Source organism: Nonomuraea sp. NPDC003707 (genome assembly GCF_053587055.1).
Map to the genome: position 1 here is coordinate 375,903 of NZ_JBSFNK010000004.1, position 14,599 is coordinate 390,501.

General features: G+C 71.2%; 12 protein-coding genes. 6 read left to right on the forward strand and 6 right to left on the reverse strand.

Annotated features, from left to right (window positions below; genetic code table 11):
• Position 1: 1 nt before the first annotated feature.
• From ACWDRB_RS12585 to ACWDRB_RS12595, 3 genes are read right to left on the reverse strand one after another with little or no spacing between them, the layout of a single operon-like run.
• Entirely contained in the window at positions 2-898 is an 897-nt protein-coding gene (locus ACWDRB_RS12585) for a hypothetical protein (RefSeq protein ID WP_449893320.1), read from the reverse strand.
• On the reverse strand, positions 895-2,175 hold the full coding sequence (locus ACWDRB_RS12590; RefSeq protein WP_449893322.1) for a hypothetical protein: 1,281 nt from the start codon (positions 2,173-2,175) through the stop codon (positions 895-897). Before ACWDRB_RS12590 ends, ACWDRB_RS12585 begins: the two co-directional genes overlap by 4 nt.
• Entirely contained in the window at positions 2,172-3,443 is a 1,272-nt protein-coding gene (locus ACWDRB_RS12595; protein WP_449893324.1) for a Wzz/FepE/Etk N-terminal domain-containing protein, read from the reverse strand. The genes ACWDRB_RS12590 and ACWDRB_RS12595 overlap by 4 nt, the downstream gene beginning before the upstream one ends.
• Positions 3,444-3,766: 323 nt before the next feature.
• Here ACWDRB_RS12595 and ACWDRB_RS12600 point away from each other — a divergent pair, with 323 nt between their 5' ends.
• Positions 3,767-4,777 (forward strand): glycoside hydrolase family 26 protein, encoded by a 1,011-nt coding sequence (locus ACWDRB_RS12600; protein WP_350726204.1) that lies wholly within the window; start codon positions 3,767-3,769, stop codon positions 4,775-4,777.
• On the opposite strand, the gene ACWDRB_RS12605 is transcribed toward ACWDRB_RS12600, so the two are convergent.
• The 3 genes from ACWDRB_RS12605 to ACWDRB_RS12615 form a co-directional block, all read right to left on the reverse strand.
• Entirely contained in the window at positions 4,722-5,597 is an 876-nt protein-coding gene (locus ACWDRB_RS12605; RefSeq protein WP_350725801.1) for a sulfite exporter TauE/SafE family protein, read from the reverse strand. The two genes, ACWDRB_RS12600 and ACWDRB_RS12605, sit on opposite strands and share 56 nt — an antisense overlap.
• Positions 5,594-6,808, reverse strand: coding sequence for an adenylyl-sulfate kinase (cysC, locus tag ACWDRB_RS12610; protein WP_449893328.1), 1,215 nt, complete (start codon positions 6,806-6,808; stop codon positions 5,594-5,596). The genes ACWDRB_RS12605 and cysC overlap by 4 nt, the downstream gene beginning before the upstream one ends.
• 70 nt (positions 6,809-6,878) lie before the next feature.
• A complete protein-coding gene (locus ACWDRB_RS12615) occupies positions 6,879-7,598 on the reverse strand; it encodes a class I SAM-dependent methyltransferase (RefSeq protein WP_397372117.1) in 720 nt (239 codons plus the stop codon).
• 170 nt (positions 7,599-7,768) lie between these two features.
• On the opposite strand from ACWDRB_RS12615, the gene ACWDRB_RS12620 reads away from it, so the two are divergent.
• From ACWDRB_RS12620 to eno, 5 genes are all read left to right on the forward strand, one after another.
• Positions 7,769-8,023, forward strand: coding sequence for a cupin domain-containing protein (locus ACWDRB_RS12620; protein ID WP_350725795.1), 255 nt, complete (start codon positions 7,769-7,771; stop codon positions 8,021-8,023).
• Positions 8,024-8,115: 92 nt separating this feature from the next.
• Positions 8,116-11,604 (forward strand): transcription-repair coupling factor, encoded by a 3,489-nt coding sequence (gene mfd, locus ACWDRB_RS12625; RefSeq protein WP_449893332.1) that lies wholly within the window; start codon positions 8,116-8,118, stop codon positions 11,602-11,604.
• A gap of 29 nt (positions 11,605-11,633) precedes the next feature.
• Positions 11,634-12,239, forward strand: coding sequence for a SurA N-terminal domain-containing protein (locus ACWDRB_RS12630; RefSeq protein WP_350725791.1), 606 nt, complete (start codon positions 11,634-11,636; stop codon positions 12,237-12,239).
• 3 nt (positions 12,240-12,242) lie between these two features.
• Positions 12,243-13,181 (forward strand): MazG family protein, encoded by a 939-nt coding sequence (locus ACWDRB_RS12635; RefSeq protein WP_355197407.1) that lies wholly within the window; start codon positions 12,243-12,245, stop codon positions 13,179-13,181.
• A gap of 103 nt (positions 13,182-13,284) precedes the next feature.
• On the forward strand, positions 13,285-14,562 hold the full coding sequence (eno, locus tag ACWDRB_RS12640) for a phosphopyruvate hydratase (protein WP_363970698.1): 1,278 nt from the start codon (positions 13,285-13,287) through the stop codon (positions 14,560-14,562).
• The last annotated feature ends 37 nt before the right edge of the window (positions 14,563-14,599 follow it).

Sequence of the window (14,599 nt, forward strand, 5' to 3'; positions counted from 1 at the left end):
TTCACGTGAGCAGCTCCTCGTGGTCGACGACCGGGTTGAGCCAGGTGTCCGGCGGCCCGAGCGGCGCGTGCCCGTCGGCGGCGTGCCGGTCGGCCAGCGTGATGAGATAGCGCAGCGCGGTCTGCCTGGCCACCACGGCCGACACCCCCAGGGGCGCCAGCTCGCGGAAGGCCCGCGCCACGCACGCCCGCGCCGCGACCTGCGGGGACATCCTGCGCAGGGCCCGCTGGAAGAAGTGGTGCACGGCGTCGAAGCCGTAGGGCACGCCGAGCTCGTACCGCTCCCAGTCCCACACCAGCAGCCGGCCGTCGGGGGACGGGCACATGTTCCACGGCGCGAGATCCCCGTGCCAGGCCGCGCGCGGCCCGCCGGTGGCCGCGATCTCCCTGACCGCGTCGACCAGCAGCGGCCGCGGCACCCGGCCGCGCCGCACCGGCAGCGGCGACAGCGCCAGCACGGCCAGCCCCCGCCAGCTGCCGTGGTGCAGCACGGCGGGCGGCACCACCGTGTCCAGCTCCAGACCGGCCAGCCTGCGCAGGGCCGCCGCCTCGGCGGTGATCAGCGCGCGCGCCCGGGCGCTGTCGCCGATCTTCACGAACGCCAGCAGCCGCCCGCCCGAGCGGGCCTCCAGGACGGGCTTGCGGTTGGCCCGCGCGGCCGGCCGCACGTGCAGGACGGTCTCGACGGGCTGCCCGAAGACCTCGCCCAGGTACGTGGCGATGGACCCCTCACCCGGCACGACGACCGGGGACCAGGGATGCCACCAGCGGCGCGGCACCATGCGGCGGGGCACGGCGGAGTGCGGCAGCACGGTGTATGCCCGGGGCGACCCCGGCCCCGGATACAGCAGCCGCACGGTCTTCTCGAGATAGTCGAGCCGGATGGCGGCGTCGCTCACGTGACTTCCCCTCGGCTGTTGCGCCACAGCAGGGCGAACGAGATGAGATAGAGGCTGAGCGGGGTGACCAGGCCGTCGTAGACGAACATGTAGAGCAGCACCAGCCCCATCACCAGCACCCCGGCCAGCCCGATCGGGCTGCGGTCGGCCCAGTGGCGCCGGATCGCGCCCGCGAAGAACGCCACGTAGAGCACGGCCCCGGTGAACCCCTGCGTGATGATCAGCAGCCAGAGCTGGCCGTCGCTGCCCAGCGGCGGGTGCCCGCAGCCCTCGCACCACTCGGTGCGGCCGGTGGTGATCGTGCGATGGTTGCCCGTGGCGTTGCGCGTGTTGCCGTACCCGATGAGCGGCGAGTGGCCGGCAGCCGCGACGGTGGCCGTCACGGTGAAGGCCCTGATGTCGTTGGAGTGCGGCCGGTCCAGCCGCTGCGCGACCAGCGGCGCGAGCGGGCTCAGCGCGAACGCCACCGCCGCCACCGCGACGGCCCCGCAGAGCGCTGCCCTGGTCCGGCCGCGCACCCGGACGATCAGGTACGCCACGGCCAGGCCGAGCCCGATCCACAGGCCGCGGTTGAGCGAGTAGACGACGGGGATCGCGGCCAGGGCGACCACGGCGGCCACGAAGACCTTCCGCCGCCGCCCCCCGTACACCCACCACCCGACCACGAACCACACCAGCAGCACCGACACGTTGCTGCCCCACGCGTTGGCCCACTCGAACGGCGCCTCCGGCCTGGGGGAGGCGAAGCCCAGCACCTTCTGCGTCTGGGCGGCGGTGGGATGGATGAGGTTCTGAACGAACGAGTTGGAGGCCACCCAGTCGGGCAGCAGCAGCTCCACCGGCGAGGTGAACGCGAACGACGGGACGAACACGCCGAGCAGCCCGCCCGCGACCGTCGTGACGAACAGCACGCCGAGCATCCGCACCAGGCGCAGCTGCGGCAGCTCGCGCTCGGTGAGGTTGCCCAGGTAGAGCACCATGATCAGGATGGCGGTGTAGAGCGCCAGCCGCATGACGTAGCCGACGATCCGGCCGGGCCCGATCTCGCCGTACGTGCCCGGCGGCATCTCCGACAGCATGAGCCCGCTCACCAGGTAGCCGGCGATCAGCAGCAGCCACAGCCCGAACCCGCGCGGCACCCTGATCGGCCGGCGCCGCCACAGGATCACCGCCATCGGCACCGCCACCACGATCACCGACAGCCCGCCGAACCCCAGCGCCCACCACACCGGATAGCCGACGAGCAGCGCCGCGATCGGCCACGCGGGCCCTCTCACGTCGGCTGGCCGGGGCGCCGCGGATGCATGGGCATGGGAGTGGTCTCGCCCAGGTCCAGCTCGCCCGTGGCGACGAGCTTGCCGAGCGGGGTGTGCGTGCGCGGCTCCAGCAGCGGCACGAACGACGGCAGCGCGTCGGTCACCGTCACCACGCCGATGACGGGTACGTCGTGCCTGGCGAGCCGTCGTACGGCGGCCGCGACGTGGACCGAGGTGGCCCGCCCGAGCCCCACCAGCAGCAGCGCCGCGTCGGCCCTGGACAGGTCGCGTACGTCGCAGCCGTCGAGCACCGTCAGGGGCATGCTGACGGCCACCGGGTCGGCGGACTCCTCCAGGTCGGGCGGCAGGATCCGGACCAGCAGCCGCTTGCCGGGACACGCGGCCACCGCGGCGCAGGCCAGCTCGTGGGCCACGCCGGGCTCGCGCGGGCTCGACAGGTCGCCCAGCACGGGCAGGCCGGTCAGCCGTTCGACGTCGGCGACCGTGCGCAGCCGCCGGTCGAGCCGGTCACGGGTGTAGGCGGCGGCCGAGCCCGCGAGCAGGCCCGCCATGAGCCCGGTGCCGAGGTAGAGGGGCAGGCTGGGTGAGCTGGGCGCGGTCGGCGGGGCGGCCTGGCTGATGATCGTGCCGGGGGTCACCGCGACCGTCCTGAGCCCGTCGTACCTCAGCGCGAGCCCGGCGGCCTGCCGGTTGAGCACGCTCTCCCGCTGGGTGGCGATCGTGTGCTCGGGAGTGCCCTTGGACAGTCCGGCGAGCTGCTTGATCACCGCGTCCAGCGCGGTGTTGACCTGCTTGAGCTTGCCCAGCACCACCTGCTGCTGGGCGGTCAGCGCGGCCAGCGCGCTCTCGCGGCGGTTGGCCAGGTACGCCTGCGCGTACGCGCGGGACTGGGCCGCGGCGACGCCGGCGTCGGCGGCCGTCACCGAGATCCACATCACCGCCGAGTTGGGCGGCACCGAGACCTCGACGGGCTCCGGGGTCTCGACCCGCAGCGTCCTGGCCGCCCGCGCCGCGACCACGGCGGACTGCGCGACCTGGGCCTCGGTGTCGAGGTTGAGCGCCTCGCGCTGGCGGCTGGTCACCTGGTTGGCCGGCTCCTGCGGGCCTACCGGCATGACGAGCACCTGCGTGGTCGCGGTGTAGGCGGACGGCGTGAGCCGCATGAGCGCGAGGCCGGCGGTGCCGCCGAACACGACGCAGCCCACCAGCAGCAACCATCGCCTGCGCAGCAGTGAGAGGTGCTCGTCCAGGTCCGTGCCGGAGCTCATTGGGGAGGGTCTCCTGGAATTGCGTCGAGATGTGCGCCCACTATAGGGCGGACGATTATCAGCCAAGCCTAATACCCAAGATTTTCTGCAGAACGGCACAAGGTAAAGGCAGCTATAAAAGGAAATGTCCGGAAAATTCCTTGGGTCATATACCCATCGCGAGCTGCCGAGACACGGCACACTTGCTGAAGTTCCCGGAACGGCATGGCAAGGATCCGGTTTGATAGGCGGGGGTCGTTCGACGAGGGGGTTGAAAGGCTTTGCAGCTACGGGGAATTTCTCATAACACCACCAACGCGGCGCTTATTCTGGCCGTGATCGTGATGCTGGCCGCCTGTTCCACGGCGGAGGGCTCCAACGCGCGCGCGCCCGTGGCGATCAAGGAAGCCTCGGGCTCGCCCTCCTGCACGGCCACCTCCAGGCTCATCCCGTCCTGCGGCGCCTGGTGGGGCCTCGCTCCGGAGGTCTTCAGCGGCGCCCCGCTGGACCAGGCCCTGCACAGCGCCGAGTCGCGCATGGGCGCCGCCGCCGACGTGGTGCACGTCTACCACCGGGGCAGCGAGCTGTTCCCCACGCCCGCCGAGATCAGGCTGGCCCGAGACCCGGCCAGGCCCCGGCTGCTCATGGTCAACTGGAAGCCCTCGCTCGACCACACCTGGGCCGAGATCGCCGACGGGGCGCTCGACGCCCGGATCGACCGGCTGGCCGGATACCTCAGGCGCACCTTCCCCGAGCGGTTCTTCCTCACCCTCCACCACGAGCCGGAGAACGACGTGGACGAGTCGTCGGGCTCGGGCATGCAGGCCACCGACTACGCGGCCATGTTCCGGCACGTCGTGGCCAGGCTGCGGGCCGAGGGGGTGAAGAACGCCGTCATGGTCATGACGTACATGGGGGCGCCCAACTGGGCGGCCGAGCCGTGGTTCGAGGACCTCTACCCGGGTGACGACGTGGTCGACTGGGTGGCCATGGATCCGTACGCCGACGGCAAGGTCGAGGACTTCGAGGGGCTGGTGAACAAGACCCGCAAGGAGTATCCGGACTGGCCGGGGTTCTACCGGTGGATGCAGGCGCGCTTCCCCGGCAAGCCGGTCATGGTGGCCGAGTGGGGGGTGTTCGAGCGGAGCGACGACCGGGGGTTCAAGCGGGCGTTCTACGAGTCGGTGCGGCGGCAGATCAAGCGATATCCGCAGATCAAGGCGCTGCTGTACTTCGACTCGCCGCAGGCGCCGCGCGGCGACACCAGCTTCGACACCGGCTCGGGGGCCGACCGGGCGTTCACCGAACTGGCTCGGGATCCTTACTTCCGCTCGACACCCGTCCCGAGGCCGTGATCCGCCACCCGACGACCGTGACCGCGGCGGCGGCCACGAGGGCCCAGACGGTGAGGGTGTTGCTCACGTTGAGCAGCTTGAGCGCGGAGGCGAGCAGGACGATGGCCAGCAGCGCCCGGATCAGGCCGCCGGGGGCGCGCGAGGAGATCCGGGCGCCGAGGTAGACGCCCGGGATCGAGCCGATGAGCAGCGACAGCGTGAGGTCCAGCTGGAAGTCGCCGAACAGCAGGTGCCCGAGCGCGGCGGAGGCCACCAGCGGCACGGCCTGGACGAGGTCCGTGCCGACGAGCTGGTTGGCCTTGAGCGCCGGGTAGAGGACGAGCAGGGCCACGATGATCAGCGATCCGGATCCGACGGAGGAGACCCCCACGACCAGTCCGCCCACCGTACCGACCAGTAGGGTCGGAATTGGGCGCACGACGATCTCATGGGCGCTCGACGTGCCTCCCCGCGCGCCGAGCCAGCTCTTGAGCGCCATGCCGGCCACGGCCAGCAGGAGCGCCACGCCGAGCGCGTACTTGACCGCGTCGGTGACCGCGAACGCGCGGGCCAGGAACACCCCGCAGAAGGCGGCCGGCACCGAGCCCGCGCACAGCCAGCCGACCAGGCGCAGGTTGACCGTGCCCCGGCGCAGGTGCACGGCGCTGCCGACCGGCTTCATGACGGCCGAGGCGACCAGGTCGCTGGAGACCGCGGCCAGCGGCGGGACGTTGAAGAACAGCATCATCATCGGCGTCATGAGCGCCCCGCCGCCCATCCCGGTCAGCCCGACCACGATCGCGACGAGGAAGGACCCGAGGATCAGGGGGAAGTCGATCACCGAACCCAGCCTCCAGACCGCAGCGTCCCCAGGACCTGGGAGACGGCCGCGTCGATCGAAATGTGCGTGGTGTCGATCACCAGCTCGGCGTCGTCCGGCTCCTCGTAGGGGTCGGAGACCCCGGTGAACTCGGGGATGAGGCCGGCGCGCGCCTTGGCGTACAGGCCCTTGCGGTCGCGCCGCTCGCACTCCTCCAGCGGCGTGGCGACGTGCACGAGCAGGAAGTCGGCCCCGACCGACTCGACCATCTCGCGCACCTCCTCGCGGGTGGCCGCGTAGGGGGCGATGGGGGCGCAGATGGCCAGGCCGCCGTGGCGGGCGGCCTCGGCGGCGACGAAGCCGATGCGGCGGATGTTCAGGTCGCGGTCGGCCTTGGAGAAGGTCAGGCCCTTGGACAGCAGGTGGCGTACGACGTCGCCGTCGAGGTAGGTCACCGTGCGGCTGCCGAGCTCCAGCAGCGCGTCGCGCAGGCCGCGGGCGATCGTGGACTTGCCGGAGCCGGACAGGCCGGTGAAGAAGACCACGAGGCCGCGGCGGTGCGGCGGGCCCGGGATGTGCACGGGCTCGGGGCCGGCCAGGTGCTCGGCGGCGCCGTAGGCGGTGGCGACGTGCTCGCGCAGCTCCAGGTCGATCTCGGGCTCCTCGCGGGGCGCCAGGGGCACGGAGACGACGATCGTGTCCGCCGGCAGCTTCTCCTTGGCCCGGAGCGCGGCGCGTACGACCGCGGGGCCCGGCTCGCCGTACGAGAGGGGGAGCAGCATGATCAGCGCGTCGAGCTCCTTGGCGGTGGCGACGATCTCGGAGAGGTCGTCGAGGGGCCCCCGCATGGTGACGGCGAGCGCGGGACGCCCGCCGAGCTCCGCCCTGACCTCGGCCGGAGTGCGCCGCAGGCGCGCGAACGGGCCGTGTTCGGGCGTGCCGAGGCCCTTGACCGGCCCCGAGGTCAGTCCGTCGGGCTCCTGGGCGGCCACCGTGAGGGCGGCCAGCGGCAGGCCCTCGGGGTCGAGCAGCGTGACCTCGTCGCCGGGTGAGAGATCGGCGGACACGTGGAGCGTGACGGATGCGGGCCACGGCGTGCCGTCGGCGAGAGTGCCCCGCTCGTGCACCGCGTGCAGGTCATCGTGGCCCAGGAACCCGGTCAGCGGCTCGAAGGCGCCGGAGAGCAGCAGCTCGAGGTCGGCCAGCTCGCGCGCATCGGGGGTCCACTCCACGGCTCCAACATCCCAACTATTCCGATTGAATTGGTAGGGATGGAGTCTACCGATTGATGCAAGTGTGCCGCTAGAGGACCCGGGCGAAGTGGTGTTGCGGCTTCCTGATCACCATGGTGATCTCGTCATGGGTGGCAGGGTAGCGGCCGTTGCTCAGCTTGGAGGCCAGCGCGACCGCGGCGACGGTGAGCTTGCGCCGGCGGGCCGGGCCGCTGGTGTTGCGCTGATCGTCGGTGATCATGAGGCCCCGGCTGAGGCAGAAGGCGTAGATGCCGTCGCTCGACGCCAGCGGCTCGTACACGCCGGGCAGCGGGCCCGGAGTGCCAGGGGTGACGAACATGCGCCAGAACACGCGGCGCAGCAGCGACGGCGTGATCCGGTCGAGCAGCCCGTAGGCCGACTTGCGGTCGCGCATCCGCAGCAGCACCAGGCCGCCCGGGCGCAGGGACTGCAGCAGCCGGTCGAAGACCAGCTCCGAATGCTTGATGCGCTCCAGCAGGAAGGACAGCTGGATCACGTCGTACGACCTGGGCGGCAGCGGCACGCAGCGCAGGTCGCCCAGCGACCACGACACCAGGTCGGCCCGCTCCCCGAGCACCGCCCGGATGGCGGGGATCTCCTCGTCGGCCCCCGTGGCCCTCGTCTCGATCTCTTCCAGGTTGAGCGGTTCGTCGTGCGCGCACCCAGCGACCAGCACGTCGAGCCGCCTGCCTGGCAGCCCGGACCAGTGCTCGCGGACCCGTTGACCGAAGACGTCGCCCCGCTGGGCGACCGATCGCACCTCAGACATGTCACCTACAGTAATCACTCGAACGGTTTCAGTGAGCCATTTCCTCGCTAGCATCCTTCCCCGTGAACGGCGAGGTTTACGTAGGAAATGCGGGCGTAGATGCGGCCATGGACCGGGGCTGGTTGCTGGGTCATTTCAAACCCCTCGGCGACCCAAGGCACAGTGACGACGTGGAGATCAAATGGGGGGTGCACGCGCCCGGCGAGGAGCGCGCGGAGTGGGTCAAGGGGGAGGCGCGCACGGCCCTGCTGGTCCTGATCAGCGGCCGGTTCCGGGTGGAGCTGCCGGGCCGCAGCGTGCTGCTGGCAGAGCCGGGTGACTACGTGGTCTGGGGCAAGGGCGTCGACCATTCGTGGCGCGCGGAGGAGGCCTCGACCGTGCTCACCGTCCGCTGGCCGTCCGTGGCCGGTTACCGGGTCGGCTGAGCTGCGCCTGCGAGTACCCTTGGAGAGAACCCCCGCGACCTGACCCGGCCGGGGGTAGTCGTGTTGCCGTCGTGGGGCTGTGGGCGTATCTGATGAGTCTTTCCGGGCTACTTGACCTTGTTCGCGCCGACCCGAAACTGACCGCCGCTCTCGAAGAGGGCGGCGATGTCGCGCTGGTCGCGCCCGTCGCGCTGCGGCCGTTCGGCGTGGCCGCGCTGGCCACGCACGACCAGCGGGCCGTGCTGGCGGTCACCGCGACGGGCCGCGAGGCGGAAGACCTCGCCGCCGCGCTGACCAGCCTCATCGAGCCCAGCTCGGTGGCCGTGTTCCCGGCCTGGGAGACGCTGCCGCACGAGCGGCTCTCGCCGCGCAGCGACACCGTGGGGCAGCGGCTGGCGGTGCTGCGGCGGCTGGCGCACCCGATCAAGGGTGACAGCGCGGCCGGGCCGCTCAGCGTGATCGTGGCGCCGATCAGGGCGCTGCTGCAGCCCATCGTGAAGGGGCTCGGCGACCTGGAGCCCATCAGGCTGCGCGCGGGCGACGACGCCGACCTCGACGAGGTCGTCGACCGCCTGGTGACCAACGGCTACCACCGCGTCGACATGGTGGAGAAGCGCGGCGAGGTGGCCGTGCGCGGCGGGCTGCTCGACGTGTTCCCGCCGACCGAGGAGCACCCGCTGCGGCTGGAGTTCTGGGGCGACACGGTCGAGGAGATCCGCTGGTTCAAGGTGGCCGACCAGCGCTCGCTGGAGGCGGCCGAGGAAGGGCTGTTCGCGCCGCCGTGCCGCGAGCTGCTGCTGACCGACGAGGTCAGGACCCGGGCGGCGGAGCTGGCCGAGGAGCACCCGGCGCTGGCCGAGGTGCTCGACCAGCTCGCCGAGGGCTCGCCGGTCGAGGGCATGGAGGCGTTCGCGCCCGTGCTGGCCGGCGAGATGGACCTGCTGCTCGACCACCTGCCGGTCAGGTCCGCGGTGTTCGTGTGCGACCCCGAGCGGATCAGGGGGCGGGCCGAGGAGCTCGTACGCACGTCGCAGGAGTTCCTGGAGGCCTCCTGGATCAACGCGGCGGCCGGCGGCGAGGCGCCGATCGACCTGGGCGCGGCGGCGTTCCGCACGCTGGAGGAGATCCGCGACCACGCCGACGCGCTGGGCCAGCCGTGGTGGACGATGGCGCCGTTCGGCGGCGGGGTCGAGCTCGACGCGCAGGACTCCGAGGCCTACCGGGGCGACACCGCCAAGGCGCTGGCCGACATCAAGGGCTGGCTGGCCGAGGACAAGGCCGTCGTGCTGCTCAGCGAGGGCCACGGGCCGGCCGAGCGGATGGTCGAGCTGCTCAAGGGCGTCGACGTGCCCGCCAGGCTGCGGCAGTTCCTGGACAAGGCGCCCGAGCCCAAGGTCGTCCACGTCAGCACGGGCCTGATCGAGCACGGCTTCATCACGTCCAACCTGGCCGTGCTCACCCACCTCGACCTGGTCGGGCAGAAGGCGTCCACCAAGGACATGCGGCGCCTGCCGTCGCGCCGGCGCAACATGGTCGACCCGCTCCAGCTCAAGGTCGGCGACCACGTGGTGCACGAGCAGCACGGCGTGGGCCGCTACATCGAGATGGTCCAGCGCACGGTCCAGGGCGCCACCCGCGAATACCTGGTCATCGAATACGCCAAGGGCGACCGGCTCTACGTGCCGACCGACCAGCTCGACGAGGTCACCCGCTACGTCGGCGGCGAGGCGCCCACGCTCAACCGCATGGGCGGCGCCGACTGGGCCAAGGCCAAGTCTCGCGCGAAGAAGGCGGTCAAGGAGATCGCGGGGGAGCTGATCAGGCTCTACTCCGCCCGCATGGCCTCGCCGGGCCACGCGTTCGGGGACGACACGCCGTGGCAGCGGGAGATGGAGGACGCCTTCCCGTACGCCGAGACCGGCGACCAGCTGGAGGCCATCGACGAGGTCAAGCGCGACATGGAGCGCGGCGTCCCGATGGACCGGCTGATCTGCGGCGACGTCGGCTACGGCAAGACCGAGATCGCGGTGCGGGCGGCGTTCAAGGCGGTGCAGGACGGCAAGCAGGTGGCCGTGCTGGTGCCGACGACGCTGCTGGTCCAGCAGCACATGTCCACCTTCACCGAGCGGTTCTCCAGCTTCCCCGTCACGCTCAAGCCGGTCTCCCGGTTCCAGACCGACGGCGAGGTCAAGGGCACGCTCGAAGGGCTCAGGTCGGGCGCCGTCGACGTCGTGATCGGCACCCACCGGCTGCTCAGCCCCGAGGTCCGCTTCAAGGATCTGGGGCTGATCATCATCGACGAGGAGCAGCGGTTCGGCGTCGAGCACAAGGAGGCGATGAAGCACCTGCGCACGCAGGTCGACGTGCTGGCCATGTCGGCCACGCCGATCCCGCGCACGCTGGAGATGGGCCTGACGGGCATCCGCGAGATGTCCACGATCCTCACGCCGCCGGAGGAGCGGCACCCGATCCTCACGTTCGTGGGGCCGTACGAGGAGAAGCAGATCGGGGCGGCGATCCGGCGCGAGCTGATGCGCGACGGGCAGATCTTCTTCGTGCACAACCGGGTGGCCTCGATCAACCGCGTGGCCGCGCGGCTGCGCGAGCTGGTGCCCGAGGCGCGCATCGCGGTGGCGCACGGGCAGATGAACGAGCACCAGCTCGAGAAGATCATGGTGGGCTTCTGGGAGCGCGAGTACGACCTGCTGGTCTCCACCACGATCGTCGAGTCCGGGCTCGACGTGCCCAACGCCAACACGCTGATCGTCGACCGGGCCGACAACTACGGCCTGTCGCAGCTGCACCAGCTCCGCGGGCGCGTCGGGCGGGGCAGGGAGCGCGGTTACGCCTACTTCCTCTACCCGCCGGAGAAGCCGCTGACCGAGACCGCGCACGAGCGGCTGGCCACGATCTCGCAGCACACCGAGATGGGCGCGGGCATGTACGTCGCCATGAAGGACCTGGAGATCCGCGGCGCGGGCAACGTGCTCGGGGCCGAGCAGTCCGGGTTCATCGCGGGCGTCGGCTTCGACCTGTACGTACGGCTGATGGCCGAGGCCGTGCAGGAGCAGAAGGCCAAGCTCGAAGGCGGCGAGGCGCAGGAGGAGCAGCAGGACGTCAAGGTCGAGCTGCCGATCAACGCCCACATCCCGCACGACTACGTCACCTCCGAGCGCCTGCGGCTGGAGGCGTACAAGCGGATCGCGGCCATCGCCGCCCCCGCCGACATCGACGAGGTGCGCGCCGAGCTGACCGACCGCTACGGCAAGCCGCCCGCGGAGGTGGACAACCTGCTGGAGGTGGCCAAGTTCCGGATCAAGGCGCGCCAGGCCGGGCTCACGGACGTGACGCTGCAGGGCCAGAACATCAAGTTCGGCCCGGCCAGGCTGAGGGAGTCGCAGCAGGTCCGGCTCGACCGGCTGTACAAGAAGGCGATATACAAGCAGGCGGCCGAGACGCTGCTGGTGCCGGTGCCCAAGACCAAGCCGCTCGGTGGGCAGCCGCTCCGGGATCTCGACCTGCTCAAATGGTGCGGTGACCTGGTCGAGGCGATGTTCCTCGAGCCAGCGCGGGTAAGCTAGCGGCGGTTTTCGGTCGGAAAGGGACGCACGTGAAGTCGATACGAGTGGCTGTGGCCGCTGCCGCGGTGGGCATCGCGCTTACCGCCTGCTCTTCCCCCATGCAGGCCGGCGCCGCGGCCGTGGTGGGCAAGGAGCGCATCTCGACGGGTCAGCTCAACAGGGACGCGGAGGCCTACAAGGCCGCGCTGAAGCAGAACAAGCTGGACGAGACGGCGCTCGGCGTCCCGGTCAGCCAGTACGTGCTCCAGCGGCTGGCCGACATCAGCGCCGCCAAGCAGCTGATGGCGCGCAACAACGTCCAGGTGACCGACAAGGAGATCGACGCCAAGCTCCAGGACCCCGGCCAGTACCAGTCGCCCCAGATCAACCTGCTGGCCCTGGGCGTCGCGCCCAGCTACGCCCGCGAGTACGCGCGTACGGCGGTCGGGATGGCCAAGCTGCAGCAGCAGGCCGGCCAGGGCGGGCTCGACAAGCTCCGCCAGGACTTCGCCTCGATCAAGACGATCTTCAACCCCCGCTTCGGTGTGGTCAACGCCAACCCGTCGCAGGAGAACCCGTCGCTGTTCGTGGACGCCGGCAGGTTCGGCAAGGCCACCCCGCAGCAGGCGCCTCAGCAGCAGCAGCCGCAGGGCTGAGCCGTGCCGCTGACCGTCGTCACCACCTCGCCCAGGGTCCCGCCGGGCCTGCTGAGCCATCAGGCCTGGCAGGTGCTGCGCTCGGGCCCGGTGCTGACCGGGTCCGCCGCGCATCCGCAGCTGCCCTACCTGGCGGAGGCGGGGGTGACGGTCGAGGTCGTGGAGCCCGACCCGCGCGGGCTGGCCGCGCGGGCCGTCGGCGAGAGCGTGGTGTGGCTCGCCTCGGCCTCCGAGAAGGAGGACGAGGAGTTCATGCGCGCGGTCGGGCACGCCGCGATCGCGCTCGAGGAGCCGCCGCTGATCGAGGTGGTGCCGGGCTCGTACGACCTGCCGGGGGCGCGGGTGCTCGACCTGGTCGCCGTGATGGACCGGCTGCGGACCGAGTGCCCGTGGGACCGCAAGCAGACGCACGAGTCGCTGGTGCCGTACCTGCTCGAAGAGGCGTACGAGGTGCTGGAGACCATCGAGCAGGGCGACTACCCGGCGCTCCGCGAGGAGCTGGGCGACCTGCTGCTCCAGGTGGTCTTCCACGCGCGGGTGGCCGCGGACTTCGACATGGACGACGTGGCGGCCGGGATCGTCGAGAAGCTGGTGCGCCGCCATCCGCACGTCTTCGGCTCGGTACGCGCGGAGAGCGCCGACGAGGTCAACGACAACTGGGACGCGATCAAGGCGGCCGAGCGGGCCGCCAAGGGCCGGGAGTCGGTGCTCGACGGCGTTCCCATGGGCCAGCCCGCGCTGTCGCTGGCCGCCCAGCTGGTGCGCCGGGCCGAGCGGGCCGGGGCGCCCGACGCGCTCGCGGCGGCCGTCGGGCAGGGGGTGGCCCGGGAGCTGTTCGACCTGGTCCGCCGGGCCGCGGAGGCCGGTCTCGACGCCGAGGCCGAGCTGCGGGCGGCCGCCCGTACGTACCGGGACCGGGTGCGCGCCTGGGAATCGGCCTGACCCTGCGGTGCCCGGTTCGGTGTCCGGTGACCGTGCGGTCCCGCGTCCGGGTGTACCGATAGGCTCTGATGGCATATCGCCTTTCACTTAGGAGCGCAATCCCGTGGCTACCATCGAGGTCGTATACGCCCGCGAGATCCTCGACTCCCGAGGCAACCCCACGGTCGAGGTCGAGATCGTGCTCGACGACGGCAGCACCGGCCGCGCGGCCGTGCCGAGCGGGGCGTCCACCGGCCAGTTCGAGGCGGTCGAGCTGCGTGACGGCGGCAAGCGTTACGGCGGCAAGGGCGTGGAGAAGGCCGTCCTCGCCGTGACCGACGAGATCTTCGAGGAGATCAACGGCATCGAGGCCGAGGACCAGCGCATCATCGACCAGATCATGATCGACCTGGACCGCACGCCCAACAAGGCCAAGCTCGGCGCCAACGCCATCCTGGGCGTCTCGCTGGCCGTCGCGAAGGCCGCCGCCGACAGCGCCGACCTGCCGCTCTTCCGCTACGTCGGCGGCCCCAACGCCCATGTGCTGCCCGTGCCGATGATGAACATCCTCAACGGCGGCGCCCACGCCGACACCAACGTGGACATCCAGGAGTTCATGATCGCGCCGATCGGGGCGGAGACGTTCCGCGAGGCCGTGCGCATGGGCACGGAGGTCTACCACGCGCTCAAGGGCGTGCTCAAGGAGAAGGGCTACGCCACGGGCCTGGGCGACGAGGGCGGCTTCGCGCCCAACCTGCCGTCCAACCGCGACGCGCTCGACCTGATCCTGGTCGCCATCGAGCGGGCCGGCTACGTGCCGGGCGAGGACGTGGCGCTGGCGCTCGACGTGGCCGCCTCCGAGTTCCACAAGGACGGCGTCTACACGATCGACGGCAAGGGACTGTCGGCGCAGGAGCTGATCGAGTTCTACGCGGACCTGGTCGCCAACTACCCGCTCGTCTCCATCGAGGACCCGCTCGACGAGGAGGACTGGGCCGGCTGGAAGGCCATCACCGAGGCGCTCGGCGACAAGGTGCAGCTCGTGGGCGACGACCTGTTCGTCACCAACCCCGAGCGGCTGGAGCGCGGCATCAAGGAGGGCACCGCCAACGCCCTGCTGGTCAAGGTCAACCAGATCGGCACGCTGTCGGAGACCCTCGACGCCGTGGACCTGGCCCACCGCAACGGCTACAAGTGCATGATGAGCCACCGCTCCGGCGAGACCGAGGACACGACGATCGCCGACCTCGCGGTCGCGGTCAACTGCGGCCAGATCAAGACCGGCGCCCCGGCCCGTTCGGACCGGGTGGCCAAGTACAACCAGCTGCTGCGCATCGAGGAGCTCCTCGACGACGCCGCCCGCTACGCGGGTCGCGCCGCCTTCCCGCGCTTCCGGCGCTAGTTTCGAATACGGCCGCGAGGCGGCGGCTCCAAAGCGA